At 43.4% G+C, this 14,779-nt stretch carries 16 protein-coding genes and 8 tRNA genes; 4 read left to right on the top strand and 20 right to left on the bottom strand.

The window, feature by feature from the left end; all coding sequences use genetic code 11:
* Nucleotides 1-27: 27 nt before the first annotated feature.
* Nucleotides 28-1,302, bottom strand: coding sequence for an MFS transporter (locus ACFQPF_RS01625; protein ID WP_379745551.1), 1,275 nt, complete (start codon nt 1,300-1,302; stop codon nt 28-30).
* Nucleotides 1,303-1,404: 102 nt separating this feature from the next.
* On the opposite strand from ACFQPF_RS01625, the gene ACFQPF_RS01620 reads away from it, so the two are divergent.
* Nucleotides 1,405-1,665 carry a hypothetical protein gene (locus ACFQPF_RS01620; RefSeq protein ID WP_379745548.1) on the top strand — a complete coding sequence of 87 codons (261 nt, stop codon included), beginning with the start codon at nt 1,405-1,407 and terminating at the stop codon, nt 1,663-1,665.
* Between the two features lie 138 nt (nt 1,666-1,803).
* Here ACFQPF_RS01620 and ACFQPF_RS01615 read toward each other — a convergent pair whose 3' ends face one another.
* The 11 genes from ACFQPF_RS01615 to ACFQPF_RS01565 form a co-directional block, all read right to left on the bottom strand.
* The gene (locus ACFQPF_RS01615) at nt 1,804-2,415 is read right to left on the bottom strand and encodes a superoxide dismutase (RefSeq protein ID WP_379745545.1); all 612 of its coding nucleotides are present in this window, start codon (nt 2,413-2,415) and stop codon (nt 1,804-1,806) included.
* Between the two features lie 168 nt (nt 2,416-2,583).
* A tRNA-Phe gene (locus ACFQPF_RS01610) sits at nt 2,584-2,648 on the bottom strand.
* Nucleotides 2,649-3,192: 544 nt separating this feature from the next.
* Nucleotides 3,193-3,268: transfer RNA gene (locus ACFQPF_RS01605), tRNA-Phe, on the bottom strand.
* Between the two features lie 76 nt (nt 3,269-3,344).
* Nucleotides 3,345-3,421 (bottom strand) — tRNA-Met (locus ACFQPF_RS01600).
* Between the two features lie 189 nt (nt 3,422-3,610).
* A tRNA-Ser gene (locus ACFQPF_RS01595) sits at nt 3,611-3,703 on the bottom strand.
* A 9-nt stretch (nt 3,704-3,712) separates the two neighbouring features.
* Nucleotides 3,713-3,789, bottom strand: a tRNA-Ile gene (locus ACFQPF_RS01590).
* Between the two features lie 36 nt (nt 3,790-3,825).
* A tRNA-His gene (locus ACFQPF_RS01585) sits at nt 3,826-3,901 on the bottom strand.
* 28 nt (nt 3,902-3,929) lie between these two features.
* Nucleotides 3,930-4,006, bottom strand: a tRNA-Met gene (locus ACFQPF_RS01580).
* Nucleotides 4,007-4,010: 4 nt separating this feature from the next.
* Nucleotides 4,011-4,085 (bottom strand) — tRNA-Asn (locus tag ACFQPF_RS01575).
* Between the two features lie 140 nt (nt 4,086-4,225).
* Nucleotides 4,226-4,708, bottom strand: a complete 483-nt coding sequence (locus ACFQPF_RS01570) for a DUF456 domain-containing protein (RefSeq protein ID WP_379745542.1) — start codon at nt 4,706-4,708, stop codon at nt 4,226-4,228.
* Between the two features lie 135 nt (nt 4,709-4,843).
* Entirely contained in the window at nt 4,844-6,508 is a 1,665-nt protein-coding gene (locus ACFQPF_RS01565) for a Na/Pi cotransporter family protein (RefSeq protein WP_379745539.1), read from the bottom strand.
* A 117-nt stretch (nt 6,509-6,625) separates the two neighbouring features.
* On the opposite strand from ACFQPF_RS01565, the gene ACFQPF_RS01560 reads away from it, so the two are divergent.
* A complete protein-coding gene (locus ACFQPF_RS01560) occupies nt 6,626-7,384 on the top strand; it encodes a DUF1189 domain-containing protein (RefSeq protein WP_379745837.1) in 759 nt (252 codons plus the stop codon).
* Nucleotides 7,385-7,413: 29 nt separating this feature from the next.
* Here ACFQPF_RS01560 and ACFQPF_RS01555 read toward each other — a convergent pair whose 3' ends face one another.
* Nucleotides 7,414-8,289 (bottom strand): DUF1002 domain-containing protein, encoded by an 876-nt coding sequence (locus ACFQPF_RS01555; protein ID WP_379745536.1) that lies wholly within the window; start codon nt 8,287-8,289, stop codon nt 7,414-7,416.
* A 159-nt stretch (nt 8,290-8,448) separates the two neighbouring features.
* Between ACFQPF_RS01555 and ACFQPF_RS01550 the strand changes: the two genes are divergently transcribed.
* On the top strand, nt 8,449-8,760 hold the full coding sequence (locus ACFQPF_RS01550) for a hypothetical protein (protein WP_379745533.1): 312 nt from the start codon (nt 8,449-8,451) through the stop codon (nt 8,758-8,760).
* 87 nt (nt 8,761-8,847) lie between these two features.
* Entirely contained in the window at nt 8,848-9,960 is a 1,113-nt protein-coding gene (gene ispG / locus ACFQPF_RS01545; RefSeq protein WP_379745530.1) for a flavodoxin-dependent (E)-4-hydroxy-3-methylbut-2-enyl-diphosphate synthase, read from the top strand.
* Nucleotides 9,961-10,100: 140 nt separating this feature from the next.
* Here the strand turns inward: ispG and ACFQPF_RS01540 are convergent, their stop codons facing one another.
* The 7 genes from ACFQPF_RS01540 to ACFQPF_RS01510 all read right to left on the bottom strand — a co-directional run bounded on the left by ACFQPF_RS01540 (nt 10,101) and on the right by ACFQPF_RS01510 (nt 14,589).
* Nucleotides 10,101-10,466 carry a hypothetical protein gene (locus ACFQPF_RS01540; RefSeq protein ID WP_379745527.1) on the bottom strand — a complete coding sequence of 122 codons (366 nt, stop codon included), beginning with the start codon at nt 10,464-10,466 and terminating at the stop codon, nt 10,101-10,103.
* A gap of 148 nt (nt 10,467-10,614) precedes the next feature.
* Nucleotides 10,615-10,827, bottom strand: a complete 213-nt coding sequence (locus tag ACFQPF_RS01535; protein WP_379745524.1) for a DUF1540 domain-containing protein — start codon at nt 10,825-10,827, stop codon at nt 10,615-10,617.
* A 60-nt stretch (nt 10,828-10,887) separates the two neighbouring features.
* Entirely contained in the window at nt 10,888-11,322 is a 435-nt protein-coding gene (locus ACFQPF_RS01530) for a Fur family transcriptional regulator (RefSeq protein ID WP_379745521.1), read from the bottom strand.
* Complete coding sequence (locus tag ACFQPF_RS01525; RefSeq protein WP_379745518.1) at nt 11,303-12,160, bottom strand: metal ABC transporter permease; 858 nt, start codon at nt 12,158-12,160, stop codon at nt 11,303-11,305. Before ACFQPF_RS01525 ends, ACFQPF_RS01530 begins: the two co-directional genes overlap by 20 nt.
* An 18-nt stretch (nt 12,161-12,178) precedes the next feature.
* On the bottom strand, nt 12,179-12,943 hold the full coding sequence (locus ACFQPF_RS01520) for a metal ABC transporter ATP-binding protein (RefSeq protein ID WP_379745514.1): 765 nt from the start codon (nt 12,941-12,943) through the stop codon (nt 12,179-12,181).
* 120 nt (nt 12,944-13,063) lie between these two features.
* Entirely contained in the window at nt 13,064-13,927 is an 864-nt protein-coding gene (locus ACFQPF_RS01515; RefSeq protein ID WP_379745511.1) for a YitT family protein, read from the bottom strand.
* A complete protein-coding gene (locus ACFQPF_RS01510; RefSeq protein ID WP_379745508.1) occupies nt 13,924-14,589 on the bottom strand; it encodes an HAD family hydrolase in 666 nt (221 codons plus the stop codon). The genes ACFQPF_RS01515 and ACFQPF_RS01510 overlap by 4 nt, the downstream gene beginning before the upstream one ends.
* Between the last annotated feature and the right edge of the window lie 190 nt (nt 14,590-14,779).

Raw genomic sequence — 14,779 nt, 5'->3', positions numbered from 1 at the left:
GTTTCTCTTTGCACGTGTCAAAAAGGCTCACTTGTTATTATCCTTATTTTCATCCATTTCCAAGGACGGTCCATTCTTATCTGCACATACAGAATTAGGATTCAAGGATAGCTTTCTCAGACAAAAATAAATTAAAAAGTGCCCAGAACCTAAAATGGGCAGCAAGTATGGAAGCTTTCCCTGCGGCATAGCCATGATAAATAGAAGGAAAATAAGGATGGATGTTATTCTTCCTCCATTTAAAAAAAATTCTCGGACGACAATATATTCGACTCTTTTTTCAGATGCATCCCGGCATCGTCCAATGATGTCGTAGGTCACGGAAATATACGGAACAAGAAGCAGCGGATAGGCCACAGAAACCAACGCTCCATAACTTAGCAGGACAGAAAAAGACAGCGGCATCAGAAGCATGAATGGCGAAATGAATAGTATTAAACCACCAAGGAAGATTCCTTTCATGCGCCATTCTCTTCGAATAAATCGTGAAACCGCATAGTACATGGCAAAGGATACAGCCGATTGAATGAATCCGAAGAATCCTAGACCTAGCTCCCCATCTCCTGAGAGGTATACCCAAATCACGATGATAAAAACAAATGTTCCTTCCCGAATCCCCTGAAAAAAGTGGGCAAACAGCAGCTTCTTCCATGACTCGTCATCTTTTCTATTGTGAAATACAGACGCCAAGTCATAGCGTCCTTCCGATCTCCTTTTTGTAAGAAAAAAGCTTGCGGCAACACCTGTTAGAAATAATACGAGAGAAATTGTAAAAATGGTTTGATAACCTGAACTTTTGTCCATTCTTGTAATAATATAGCCTGCAAAAAATGGACCAATCATGCCGCTTAAGCTTGTTAATATTCCAAGAAATCCATTAAAAAAGTCTCTGTTCTCTGGCTCTGTCACTTCAAATGTCAATACATTAAAAGCGAGCCAGTAAAAACCAAGTCCCGTCCCGAGCAAGGACCCGAGCAGAAGCAGATATTCAGCTGACTGTCCACCAAGTACAAGAACACTTATATAGAACAATGAAAGAATTAGAATTCCTGTACGGATAACCACCACTCTGTCTACTATCTTCGCCAGCCTCCCTGAAAGAGCAAATGCGATGGGCTGAGCGGCAACTATGGATAGGTTGTAGAGAGCGATGTCGATGATTTCGCCAGACTGCCGCCACAAATAAATGTTAACAAATGTATTGGAGAGAGCCGTACTCATCGCAAACAAACCGCCGATAACAAGGAGAAGAATCAATGGTCTTGTAATATGGCCTTCTTTTTTAAGCTGTTTGTACCTCATTTATGAACGCCCCTTTAAATCTGACAAAGGTAGTTTAATTCATCTGATTAAGGGATATTCAAGAACTTGGTAATTGGTTTTTTTTGTAAAGGAGCATGATGTATGCCTGAATATTGGTGCTATAAAGCTGACAAACACGTGTGCAACGATTCAAACTCCCATCACATCCATTTACAGTCACAGGACCAATTTGGTTCATTCGTACAAAATTTATATCAGTTTTCTGGAACCATCGTAAGTGTTATGGAAAACGCTGAACTTACTATCGTGTTTACACTGGATTCCTATCTAGACGGAAACACAGAATTGGATCGCCTATTGGAGGATTTGCAGAGGGAATTTGTGATTTTAGAGAAATGGTAAACTGGCGTGACAACAAGACTTTAAGTCAGTTGTATGTTAACTTTGTGCCACGTCGAGTAATCATCCTGCAAAAAAGTTATGCTTTTCTATAGTGAAATAAAAAGAGTCTGTGTTCCTTGAACACAGACCCTTTCGATATTATTTTGCTTCGTTATAACGCTTTCCTACTTCATCCCAGTTTACTACGTTCCAGAATGCGCTGATATAATCTGGACGCTTGTTCTGGTAGTTCAAGTAATAAGCGTGCTCCCATACATCAAGGCCAAGTACAGGTGTCTTGCCTTCCATCACAGGAGTATCTTGGTTAGGTGTGCTTGTCACTTCAAGCTCGCCATTGTTGACAACGAGCCAAGCCCAACCCGATCCGAAACGGCCTTTTGCTGCGTTCGCAAATTCTTCTTTAAACGCATCCAGGCTACCGAATTTACTGTTAATTTTTTCAGCAAGCTCACCTGTTGGCGCATTCGCTCCGCCTGGTGTGAGGATTTCCCAGAATAAGCTGTGGTTTGCATGCCCTCCGCCATTGTTGCGCACTGCTGTGCGGATGCTTTCAGGAAGAGAATCAAGGTTCGTGAGTAGATCTTCAAGACTTTTGTTCGAAAACTCAGCTTGTCCTTCAAGAGCAGCGTTCAAGTTATCAACGTATGTCTTGTGGTGACGCCCGTGGTGGATCTCCATTGTCGCTTTGTCAATGTGCGGCTCAAGCGCGTCCGCAGCGTAAGGTAATGCAGGCAGTTCAAATGTTGCCATGTTCATTTCCTCCTTTTAATATGTAGGTTTTTTATTTTTCATTTTCGGTTTCCCAAAAACTGAAAACAGTTGTAGAACGTACAATCATACCGTATCAAATATTACCCAGATTATCAATGAATAAACCTTGCAGCAGTAGCATTAATGCATCATAAAAACCAACCATAGTGGCTCGGGACGGTATCGAACCGCCGACACGAGGATTTTCAGTCCACTGTTTCTTCCTCTACACGTTGATCAAGATGCGAATGCGTCGAAACATGTCGCCGTAATTTCACAGATGTTTACGCTTCATGCTCTATGCTCATCTTGCATGGTTGATTTTTTTTAACAATAAAAATACCTTCTCATTTTTCTGAGAGGCTTACTTAAAACATTATGGTGGCTCGGGACGAAATCGAACCGCCGACACGAGGATTTTCAGTCCTCTGTTTCTTCCTCTACACGTTGATCATGATGCGGATGCGTCGAAACATGTCGCCGTAATTTCACAGATGTTTACGCTTCATGCTCTATGCTCATCTTACATGGTTGATGTTTTTTAACAATAAAAAAAACTTCTCATTTTTCTGAGAGGCTTACTAAAAACATNACACGAGGATTTTCAGTCCTCTGTTTCTTCCTCTACACGTTGATCATGATGCGGATGCGTCGAAACATGTCGCCGTAATTTCACAGATGTTTACGCTTCATGCTCTATGCTCATCTTGCATGGTTGATTTTTTTTAACAATAAAAAAACCTTCTCATTTTTCTGAGAGGCTTACTTAAAACACTATGGTGGCTCGGGACGGAATCGAACCGCCGACACGAGGATTTTCAGTCCTCTGCTCTACCGACTGAGCTACCGAGCCATTTTGTTTGCACCTACAGGCACTTCTGAAATTTCATGGACAGGAAGATTATTCAACGCAGTTCATGAAATGAAATTGGTTGCGGGGACAGGATTTGAACCTGCGACCTTCGGGTTATGAGCCCGACGAGCTACCAGACTGCTCCACCCCGCGATAATAGTATGAATCAGACGATGCGTCCGAGTTTGTTGTCTCTTCCTCTACAAGCATAACCAAGTAGTAGGTGCGTCGAGACATGTCGATGTGGTTTCACTGAAGCGTACGCTCCATGCTCCACCCCGCGATAATATGAATGCTTACGGTCGAAGTTAGTACTCCGAAGCTTTTTTCTAACAATAGAAATGGAGGAGGTAGAGGGATTCGAACCCCCGCGAGCCGTTAAGCCCCTGTCGGTTTTCAAGACCGATCCCTTCAGCCGGACTTGGGTATACCTCCAACATTCAATGGTGGACCCTGTAGGACTCGAACCTACGACCAATCGGTTATGAGCCGACCGCTCTGACCAACTGAGCTAAGGGTCCATTGAAAAGAATGAATTTGCTAATATGTATGTGTTATGGGGCGATCGAGGGGAATCGAACCCCCGAATGTCGGAACCACAATCCGATGCGTTAACCACTTCGCCACGACCGCCATATCAACTTTTTTAAATTAAACATTATGGTAGCGGCGGAGGGAGTCGAACCCACGACCTCACGGGTATGAACCGTACGCTCTAGCCAGCTGAGCTACACCGCCATAATGGCTCCACAGGCAGGACTCGAACCTGCGACCGATCGGTTAACAGCCGATAGCTCTACCACTGAGCTACTGTGGAATAACTTGTTTCCTGTTAAGGACAAGAATTACTATAACATGCTTGTCCACTAAGTGTCAAACACTTTTTTCTGCCAATGTCTTCACTCTTGAGGGAAACAAGATAACTATAGCATGCAGTCTGCTAAATATCAATCTGCTTTAAAGGACATGCCATAAAAAGTATCCGATCATGATAACCTGGACGATTCCTTTAATGAGTGTGCTGCCAAGAAATCCTAGCAATGAACCAATTCCGACGGCCGCAGACTCCTTTATGCCTTTTTTATGGACGATAAGTTCGGCAAGTGCCGCTCCGAGAAAAGGACCGATTAAAATTCCTGCGAATGGAATGACAAACGGACCTGCTAAAAGACCGATCGTACTTCCCCAAAGAGCCGCCCGGGACCCGCCAAGCCTTTTGACACCCAATGCATTACCGGCATAATCTGCAGCAAATAGGGACACAAACAAAATTCCCTGTATGACCCAAAAAGCTGTATTAAATGGGGCAAAAGAAAAGGCAAAACCATAAACAGCAAAACCGGCTGCTAAAAACAGCACACCCGGAAGAATGGGGAACACTAAAGCCGCAAAGGCTAAAACAAATAATAGTCCGATTAGGCTCCAATACATGAGATCCAAGTTCAACAGCTCCTATCAAGTATTTATTTTGTATTACGGTCATGCTAAGAGAAAGTTCCGCGATACTTCTAAATCCCCCATTATCATTTTGATAAGAAAAAAGCATCACTGCTTAGAACAGGATGCTTTTTTGCATTATTGAGACAGAACGGCTTCTGCCAGACTGACCGAATGGTCGCCAATTCTTTCCAGATTGCTAATAATATCTACAAATACGATTCCTGCTGAAACTTCGCATCTTCCTTCATTTACACGAATTATGTGCTTTTTCCTAAGATCTCGTTCCATCTTGTCTATTTTTTCTTCCAATGAAAGAACTTTTTCTGCTAACGTTTTATCACTGTATTTGATGGAAAGAATAGCTTGATCTAACGTTTCTAAAGTCAGACTAATCATCTCGTCTAAATTTCCCATGGCATCATCCGTTAAAGAGATGTTGTTGCGGATCTGGTAGTCGACAAGCTCTACGATGTTTTCCATGTGATCACCGATTCGTTCAATATCTCGCGTTGTTTCCAAGAGCATTGTGTGCTCACCAGATTCCAATTGAGTGAGAGGATGTGTCGAAAGCTTGACCAAGTAAGCTGTCACCTGTTTGTCCAAATGGTTGATCGCCTCTTCATATTTCAATGCCCTGTCTGCATTTTTCACCTTTTTACCAAATACATATTCTGCTGTTTCTTTCAAACCCTCTTTTGAAAACTCGGCCATTCGTAGCAGTTCTTGCTTTGCCTGACGAAGCGCCAGCACTGGCGCCGTTTCAAGCACCATCATATCAAGATGCTTAGCTTTAAACTCAATGGTATGATCTTCTCCCCGAATCAATTTAGACACTGTATAAGCAAGAAGACCTATGAGCGGGAATTGAATCAGAACGTTCGTTACATTAAACGTACCATGAGCAACAGCAATCTGCATTGCCGGCATCAGCCCCCATAACTCAGATAAATACGTTACAAAAGCGATATAGGGACTTAATAAAAGCATAAAAATAATCGTTCCTGCTACGTTAAACAGAACATGCACCATTGCAGCACGTCTTGCCGCTACACTTGCACCAATTGATGCAAGAACAGCAGTGGCGGTTGTGCCGATGTTGTCTCCAAATAAAATAGGGACCGCTGCATTTAAATTTATCAGATCTTGAGCATAGAGCTCCTGTAAAATGCCAATCGTGGCCGAAGAGGATTGAACAACAATTGTAATGATCGTACCGGCAAAAATGCCAAGCAATGGGCTCGTCCCCATTGAGAGTGTCATATCCTTGAACGCCTGAGAATACTGGAGAGGCTCAACGCCTTTTCCCATCAGCTCAAGCCCCAAAAAAAGACAGCCGAATCCAAACATCACTTGACCGATATGAGTCCAAACCGCTTTCTTAAAGAAAAAAATAAGTACGGAGCCAATAGCCATGATCGGAAGTGCATACTCACCGACGTCCACCCCTATGATAAAGGAAGTGATTGTCGTTCCGATATTTGCACCCATAATCACGCCAATGGACTGTCGTAATGTCATGAAACCAGCATTCACAAGTCCAACTGTAAGGACAGTTGTCCCCGAACTGGATTGGATAAGGATCGTAACAAAAATCCCTGCGAGCAAGCCCATGAACGGATTTGCTGTGAACCTGTCAAGTATATCCCTCAGCCGGTCTCCAGCTGTATTTTGAAGACCTTCTCCCATGTATTTTATTCCGAACAAAAAAATGCCGAGCCCCCCGGCAAATTGAAATATCATTTCTTGTATACCCAAAAAAACAGCTCCCCGGCCCCATAAATTCTTGTTTGATGTCAACATTATCTCTATTTGTTTAATTTTTGTAAAGGTATCGTCAAAACACTCATTGTCGGTTATCTCTTAATTAAGATACAATAAACACAGCCTACATTTAAAAAGGGGAATTGCAAATTGAATGTGTTTAAACGATTATTCTACAGCCTCTATTCACCCCAGACCATCGCGAAGCTGAGGTTCACGGGCATCGGCAGCGCCATTCTTTCTGTATTTATTTTAATGCTGCTATCCACTCTGCCTCCTGCTGTCATGCTTGGGCAATCATTTACCAGCGCGATAAGCAGTCTGGAACAATCAATGGAAGATAAGCTTCCTGAATTCACTTTAGAGGACGGTATTCTTACCTCTCCTGTGAAGAAGGCAACCGTCACGGAGTATGACGGATTCTATATTATTTTTGATCCTCAGGATACCATTAGCACCAATGAAATTCGTGAATACGATGAAGTCATGGCATTTGGCAGCAAATCGGCTATCGTCCGGTCAGGAGCGAATGAGGACAGTGTAACCTATTCTTCTCTTGGCGCCGATAATATGACAAAGCAAGATTTGCTCTCTGCTCTTCAGTCGTTTGACAGCATTCTGCCCATTTTGATTCCAGTATTGTATGTTATCTCATACATCCTGATCGCCGGAACAGCATTTACAGGCATCTCCTTGCTGGCATTAATCGGACTTACCTTTAAGAACATGCTGAATCGTAAGCTGCAGTATAAACAGCTGTGGGTCATGTCCGTTTATTCCATCACGCTTCCGGTTGCATTTTTTACCATCATGTCGCTTTTAAAGACAAGTGTGCCTTATTCCTTCTTAATTTTCACAGGCGTGTCGCTGATCATATTGTATTTATCTATAAATGAAGTGCCAGCCCAAAAATAAAAAGGGTCCCTGAGCGGGACCCTTTTTGCTTATTTAAAGAGATTTTTGATCGCTTCTATGATTGCGATGAAGAAATCGAGAACTTTCTGCAGAAACGATTTGGTTTCTTCGCTGTTTAATATCTCACCTAAATTATCTTTAATATCCTTTAATTGGGTCTGTACTTGGTCCCAATCTATGTTCAGATCCTTCATTCGGTTAAAAAGGGATGTCAACCCGTTCAATTCTTCTTCTGTCAGCTCGATGCCAAGATCTTTGGCTGTATTTTGGATGAGCGTTTTCAGTTCCGCTTCTGAAATAGATGGATCTTGAGAGATTTCTTCTTTCACTTTTGTCATCAGTTCAGATGCCTTCTCAGCGCCAATTCTATCTCCAAGCTCAGCAGTCTTTACCATTTCTTCATTGGCAACTTGTTTTTGTTTTTCTGGGATCTCGATTTGTGCCGTTGTTTCATACGCTTTTAATATTCCCGTCAGCGCAGCCGTTCCTGAAACATCAAATGGTGCCGTGACTAAGATGTCTGCGTCCTTTACACCAGCCGTCGTCAGAGCGTTCATGTACATTTCCTCTGTCACATGGTTGATGTTGTTCGTTTTCACACTTAATCCGGCACCTTCTTCCGCAATCGTAATTTTAGCTGAAGATATGGCCCGAGTGCCTATCTGGGCCTTAGACATATAGTCGCCTAAATATTGATGCTCTTCTTCGTTTGACACAGACACTGTCTGAACAGAAGGATCGACTTCCATTTCTTTTAAAATGGTTGTTTTCTGTTCTTCCGTAAGGTTCTCCCCTAACGTGACAATCACATCTCCAGGGGCTGCGTCTGCCGATGCTTTAAAAGGAGATGCCATAAATACGCCAGCAAGCAACAGCAGCAGGCTGAATGATTTTAAAGCTTTCATCTGAATCACCTCAGTTAAAGATTAAGTTAAAATATACGCGGCTTTTTTGCATTTCCTGCACGTCGTATAATGCCATTTTACACCATAGAACTTGTTTAGCCAAAAATTAGTCATAAACAAACAGGACAAGCATAGCCTAAAGTAAAAGGAGGCGGTTGCATGAAACGCTTTGTTTCCATCATTTTTGTGGTGTTCGTTTTTTATGTCATCGTTTACGATTTAAAGGTCGGAACATTGCCTGCAGCTGCGTCCAAGCATTCCTTAACAGAGCGAAAACAGGAATACGCGCTCATTACCATCAAGCCAGGAGAAACCGTTCTCTCCATTCTAGAAAAACGTTCAAACGGCCGTAAACTAGATGTGGCAGCCGTCTTAAAACAATTCGAGCAATTGAACCCAGCTGCAGATCCCGATAGGATCCTGCAGGGAAAAACGTATAAGTTCCCTCTTTACGAAAAAGATAAACAGTAAGATTTCTTGCCAAAATAAATTATTACTTGCTAAAATGAACAGATGGCATGAACCTCTGCCAACTTATCATAAAGGAGCGATTCACCAATGAGTGAAATCAATCATCGTTCGAAAACAAGACCTGTCAAAGTCGGCCCCCTCACGATAGGCGGCAACGACCAGGTCATTGTTCAAAGCATGACGACAACGAAAACACATGACGTTGAAGCAACGGTAGCAGAGATTAAACGCCTTGAAGAAGCAGGGTGCCAAGTCGTCCGAGTTGCCTGCCCAGACATGAGGGCTGCGGAAGCGATCGCTGATATAAAAAAACAAATCAACATTCCGCTTGTTGTAGACATCCATTTTGACTATAAGCTCGCACTCAAGGCCATCGAGGGTGGAGCGGACAAGATCCGAATTAATCCTGGGAACATCGGACGCCGTGAAAAGGTGGAAGCTGTCGTTAAGGCAGCAAAAGAAAAAGGAATTCCGATCCGCATCGGCGTCAACGCAGGTTCATTGGAGAAGAAATACCTTGAAAAGTACGGCTACCCGACAGCTGACGGCATGGTGGAAAGTGCGCTTGACCATATTAAAATATTGGAAGACCTGGATTTCCACGATATCATCGTATCAATGAAAGCATCCGATATTAATTTGGCCATTGAAGCATATGAAAAAGCGGCAAAGGCCTTTAACTATCCGCTTCACCTCGGAATTACCGAGTCAGGAACTTTGTTTGCCGGCACTGTTAAAAGCGCTGCTGGTCTTGGGGTCATTTTAAGCAAAGGAATCGGCAACACGCTTCGTGTCTCACTTAGCGCTGATCCGGTAGAAGAAGTGAAAGTGGCCCGAGAACTCCTAAAATCATTCGGCCTTCTGTCTGATGCGGCAACCCTTATTTCTTGCCCGACATGCGGCCGCATTGAAATCGATTTGATCTCGATTGCAAATGAAGTGGAAGAATATATTTCAAAAGTAAAAGCTCCGATTAAAGTTGCCGTACTTGGATGTGCTGTAAACGGTCCTGGCGAAGCACGTGAAGCCGATATCGGCATCGCAGGCGCACGAGGCGAAGGCTTATTGTTCCGTCACGGAGAGATTGTCCGGAAGATACCTGAGGATCAGCTTCTTGATGAACTTAAGAAAGAAATCGACATCCTTGCCGAGGCACACTATAAAAAAGTGGCCGAAGAAGCTGCCGCTCAAAAGGCCTAAACAAACAAAAGAGAACTCCTGCTTACATAAGCAGGAGTTCTCTTTTTAAGAACGCGGGGTCCGGTACTTCGAGCTAGAAACCCGCTAAAGTATGGCGGAACGGTTATGGTGTACCGGACCCCATTCTGTTCTTTGGCAATCTAAAAATATGGGGCAAACAGCAATGAAATAATGATGGACACCGCGCCAAGGCCGATTGCCCAATTACCGAGTGATCTTGCTCCCATCCGGCGTGCCACAAACCCAAGGATGACACCGGCTCCTCCAAAAAAGACAGGCAGGATAAACAAGGATAGCACGGCCAGGATTAATGCGGTAATGCCAGCACCTTTTCCTGCTCCTTCTACATTTCTTTCTCCGTGCTTACTTGCATGATTACGATCATCAGCGTGGTTAGATGGTCTTTCATTTTCCGGAAGCGTCAGATCACGGTTTAGTGGTACTGCTTCTGCTGCCATTTCTTCATTATACAGCGACACATCATTACGGTGATTTCTTTCACTCATATGGCATCCCTCGCTTTTTAAAAGAAGTTGGAGCCATATTAGTATGTGCGGGTGGATGGGCATTATCGATGTAAACAATTGGTCCGGAAGCAATAAAAAACCGTGCAGCTATTAAAGAAAGTCTGCACGGTTCTTGCACTTGCAAAGATTAATGCTTCGGGCGGAACGTATGACAGCAGGTTTCTTCTGCATTGTGAGCAGAATCTTTATGAGCTGAACTGTTTGTCAATTCACCTTCAGCGCTCATGTCGAAGGATTGGCCTGCGTGTTTGTCAATTTCCACAAGAATCGCATCCGCTGCGCAGTTGTTTCCTTCGGCCCAATACGTACAGTTTGCTACATTACATTTTACTTCTGGCATAAGAATATAACCTCCTTTAAGCTTATCTTTTCTGACTTAAAGGAGTTTCATACTAACTTTTCAGCCCTTTTTGCACATCTGGCAATATCCGTAAATTTCAAACTTATGTCCCGTAATGTCAAATCCGTCCATGTTTGTTGTCACGGAATCCATCGGACAAGCATCAACCGATTTTGTCGCACCGCACTTTAAACAAATGATATGGTGATGGTGATGGTCCGTTGAACAGGCAAAACGAAACTTCTTTTCCCCTTCCCACTCGGTCTCTTCGAGCAGGCCATGCTCGGCAAATACAGAAAGGTTCCGGTAGATGGTATCAAACGAGAGTCCAGGGTACTTATCCTTCAGGCTCTCTTGAACCTCTTTGGCGGACAGATAGCGTTTTTCATCCGCAAAAACTTCAAGCAGATCTCTCCTTTTGTCCGTTTGCTTATATCCTTTTTCTTTGAGCATGGCGATCATCTGGGATACAGATTTAGGAGTTTGACTCAACATACTTCCCTCCTTTTGATACGCTCCATTTTTTATACAGCATCGTGAGCAGCAATATAATGACAGAACATATAACAATGGTCCCTCCAGAAGCCAAGTCCAGGTAATAGGACAAAAAAAGGCCGGATATGACGGCTGTTTCACCAAAAACCACAGAGAGAACAAACGCTTGCTTAAACCCTCTGGCAAGCCGGATGCTCGCCGCTACGGGCAGCGTCATTAAGCTGGACACTAGAAGAATGCCGACAATCTTCATGGATGCTGCGATGACAAGTGCCGTCAGTGCCATGAACACGAGCAAAATCCATCCACCCTTTATGCCGCTTAAACGAGCCTGCTCTTCGTCAAACGATAATACGAAGAGCTCTTTATAGAGAGCCCCTAATACCACAAGAACCACAACAAGTACGGCAAATATCGTCCAAACATCACTGCGGGAAACAGAAATAATGCTCCCGAATAAATAATTGAATAAATCAGTGTTGAATCCGTCCGCAAGCGAAATAAAAATGACGCTCAATCCGATGCCTGCAGACATGATGATTGGAATCGCAAGCTCCTCATAATGCTTGTACACCTTTCGAAGCTGTTCGATTAGAATAGCGCCGGCTACGGAAAAGGCCATTCCCATATATACAGGATTTAATCCCGCAAACAGAGAGGACCCTTTTCCTAAAAGCAGGTTCGCTGCTATACCGGCCAAGGTGATATGTGAAAGCGAATCCGCGATCAGCGCCTGCTTTCTTACTACAATGAATACTCCTAGAACAGGAGCGAGCAGGCCGATCATTAAGCCCGTCAGTAATGCATTTTGCAGAAATTCAAATTGAAAAAAAGCCATGTTTACCGTTCCTTCCCCTTAATGCGAGTGGTCAAGAATGTGCACCGTATGTCCATACAGCTCAGATAAATTTTCACTGGACGCCTTTTTGAATTCACTAGGCTTACCATGAAAATGAAGCTGTTTGTTTAAACAAGCCACGCGCGTTACATAATCAGACATCACACCAACGTCATGTGTCACAAGAAGCAATGTCATGTTTCTGTCCCGATGCAATTCTTTCAGCAGCTCGTAAAAGGCGTCTGTTGATAGTGCGTCTACTCCAACGGTCGGCTCATCTAAAATGAGCAGCTCAGGATCACTAACGAGCGCTCTTGCTATAAATACCCTCTGCTGCTGGCCGCCTGAAAGCTCTCCGATGTTGCGGCTGCCATAGGCATCCATTCCTACTGCTTCAAGAGCTTGTTGCACTTTCTGGCGATGCTCTCTTTTTAGAAACCGGAAGAGACCAACTTTGCCGAAAAGCCCCATGGATACGACTTCAAAAACTGTAGCCGGAAACGACGTGTTAAAGCTGTTAGCCTTTTGCGACACATAGCCGATCTTTTCCCAGTGCCGAAACTTTGAAGCCTGCTCACCAAATAAGGAGACTTCCCCTTTTTGAGGCTGCTGTAGACCGAGGATGCATTTTACAAGGCTTGATTTGCCTGAACCATTTGGTCCGACTAGACCAAGGAAATCACCTTTGTTGACACTTAAATTGATGTTTTCAAGAACATTTGCCTGGCCATAGTGATAAAATAAATTTTTTATTGAGATGACAGGCTCGCGAGACTGCTCCATAACTTGAGCCTCCTATTTATAGTAATGAGTACGATTTACGCTGTAACTTAGTATACACGCCACTGAAAGGAATTTAAACCATTAAGTTTCAAAAGAAAAAAGACAGCTCTTGGCCGTCTTTTAATGTATTGGCGATTTGAATTTCCCGCCTCTCGTTTCTTGTGTGTTCATGATGGTAATAAATGCGTTCGAGTCTACTTCATAAACAATATTCTTAAGCTTTGTCACTTCAAGACGGGTAATGACCGCATAGATCACATCTTTTTCTTCATCTGTATACCCGCCCTTTCCTTTAAGCTTCGTCGTTCCGCGACCAAGCCTGTCAAGGATGGCGTCTGATACGTCTTCATAAAGATCGGATACAATAATCACGGCTTTTGTTTCTTCGAGACCCTGAATAACTGTATCAATCGTTTTAAACGCAATATAGTAGGTCATGGCGGAGTACATCGCCTGCTCCCATCCAAATACGAAACCTGCCCAGGCGAACACAAAAACATTCAGAAACATGACGATTTCTCCGATTGAGAAAGGAAGCTTCTTCGTGAGCAATATTCCGAGTATTTCTGTGCCGTCAAGAGAGCCGCCATGTCTGATGACAAGACCCACTCCGACACCAAGGATAGCTCCGCCAAACACAGTAGCCAGGATTGGCTGGTCGGTAAACGGTTCAACACCGTGAAGAAGCGTTTCAATCACGCCGAGTCCAGCGATTCCGATCAATGAGGATATCACGAACGTTTTGCCAATCTGTTTATAACCCGAATACATAAACGGAAGGTTTAAAACAAATACAAGAACAGCAAAATTTGCAGGAGTCAGATAATCTAGAATCAAGGAGACTCCAATGATGCCGCCATCAATGATTCGATTAGGAATTAAGAACAGCTCAATTGCTGCTGCTGCAAGCCCTGCTCCCAGCAGTATGAAGACGATACGGTATATAAAATGAGATGTACTTTCTTTTTTATGCTGTTTTTTCAACGAATGTCCTCCTCCAGCTTGTCACGGACTGCCTGGTGCAGTTCTTCTTTTTTTAAGATTTTGTCAGCTTCCTTTAAAAAATCTGCAGAAAGTGTCGTTTCAAGCGCCCACACTTCCATTTCTGCTCTTTTTGCCGATGTGATGCCAAGTGGAGCATTTTCAATAACAAGCCATTCTTTCTTATGAAAAGGAAACTTTTCAGCAATGCCTAAATAGGGTTCCGGTGACGGTTTTCCAACATTCACATCGTCACCAGTGATCACGGCATCAAATGTAAAAGAAAGCTGCGACAGTATCTCTGTTACAAATTCTCTTCGGCTTCCCGTAGCAAGGGCGATCGTGACACCAGATTTCTTTAAGAATTGTGCTGTCTTAACGGTCTCTTCTAGAAAGTCATATTGCGCATTCTGCTTAAAAAAGGCCCGTTTTTCATCATAAATTTGATCCATTTGATTTTGTGTAAGATTCAGCTCACGCAAAATGTTCACGTCTTTAATGGTCTTCATGCCTGGCATGCCTTCTCTTTCAAAGAAAACACGTTCCTCGATCTCATGTCCTTCTCTTAGGAAAGCATGGTGCCAAGCTTTCACATGATGCGGCATCGTGTCAACGATCACACCATCCATATCAAAACATACGGCTTTCAAACGCATTTTATACATCACTCCATCCTTTCTCATTATATAGCAAGGAAGCTCCAAATTCCCGAAAGATGAATTTTGGTCGATCATTTGAGCGAAGTGATTTGTAAGCGTCAAAAGAACCGCACCTTATGTTGAGGGTGCGGTTCCTTTATACTGTGGCTATTCCGATTTGTTGGCTAAATAACATGATGTTGGCAACTCAGTTGAC

Origin of the sequence: Fictibacillus iocasae, assembly GCF_042665465.1 — a bacterium.
Classification (GTDB): Bacteria; Bacillota; Bacilli; order Bacillales; family Fictibacillaceae; genus Fictibacillus; species Fictibacillus iocasae.
Note: the sequence above shows the minus strand (reverse complement) of the source record. Positions and strands in the feature narration are given on the sequence as shown.

Bases quoted from the DNA above. Each gene is read 5' to 3' on its own strand.
- ACFQPF_RS01625 (WP_379745551.1), bottom strand. From the start codon at position 1,302: ATGAGGTACAAACAGCTTAAAAAAGAAGGCCATATTACAAGACCATTG.
- ACFQPF_RS01620 (WP_379745548.1), top strand. From the start codon at position 1,405: ATGCCTGAATATTGGTGCTATAAAGCTGACAAACACGTGTGCAACGAT.
- ACFQPF_RS01615 (WP_379745545.1), bottom strand. From the start codon at position 2,415: ATGGCAACATTTGAACTGCCTGCATTACCTTACGCTGCGGACGCGCTT.
- ACFQPF_RS01565 (WP_379745539.1), bottom strand. From the start codon at position 6,508: ATGTTGACATCAAACAAGAATTTATGGGGCCGGGGAGCTGTTTTTTTG.
- ACFQPF_RS01555 (WP_379745536.1), bottom strand. From the start codon at position 8,289: ATGAAAGCTTTAAAATCATTCAGCCTGCTGCTGTTGCTTGCTGGCGTA.
- ACFQPF_RS01550 (WP_379745533.1), top strand. From the start codon at position 8,449: ATGAAACGCTTTGTTTCCATCATTTTTGTGGTGTTCGTTTTTTATGTC.
- ispG (WP_379745530.1), top strand. From the start codon at position 8,848: ATGAGTGAAATCAATCATCGTTCGAAAACAAGACCTGTCAAAGTCGGC.
- ACFQPF_RS01540 (WP_379745527.1), bottom strand. From the start codon at position 10,466: ATGAGTGAAAGAAATCACCGTAATGATGTGTCGCTGTATAATGAAGAA.
- ACFQPF_RS01535 (WP_379745524.1), bottom strand. From the start codon at position 10,827: ATGCCAGAAGTAAAATGTAATGTAGCAAACTGTACGTATTGGGCCGAA.
- ACFQPF_RS01530 (WP_379745521.1), bottom strand. From the start codon at position 11,322: ATGTTGAGTCAAACTCCTAAATCTGTATCCCAGATGATCGCCATGCTC.
- ACFQPF_RS01525 (WP_379745518.1), bottom strand. From the start codon at position 12,160: ATGGCTTTTTTTCAATTTGAATTTCTGCAAAATGCATTACTGACGGGC.
- ACFQPF_RS01520 (WP_379745514.1), bottom strand. From the start codon at position 12,943: ATGGAGCAGTCTCGCGAGCCTGTCATCTCAATAAAAAATTTATTTTAT.
- ACFQPF_RS01510 (WP_379745508.1), bottom strand. From the start codon at position 14,589: ATGTATAAAATGCGTTTGAAAGCCGTATGTTTTGATATGGATGGTGTG.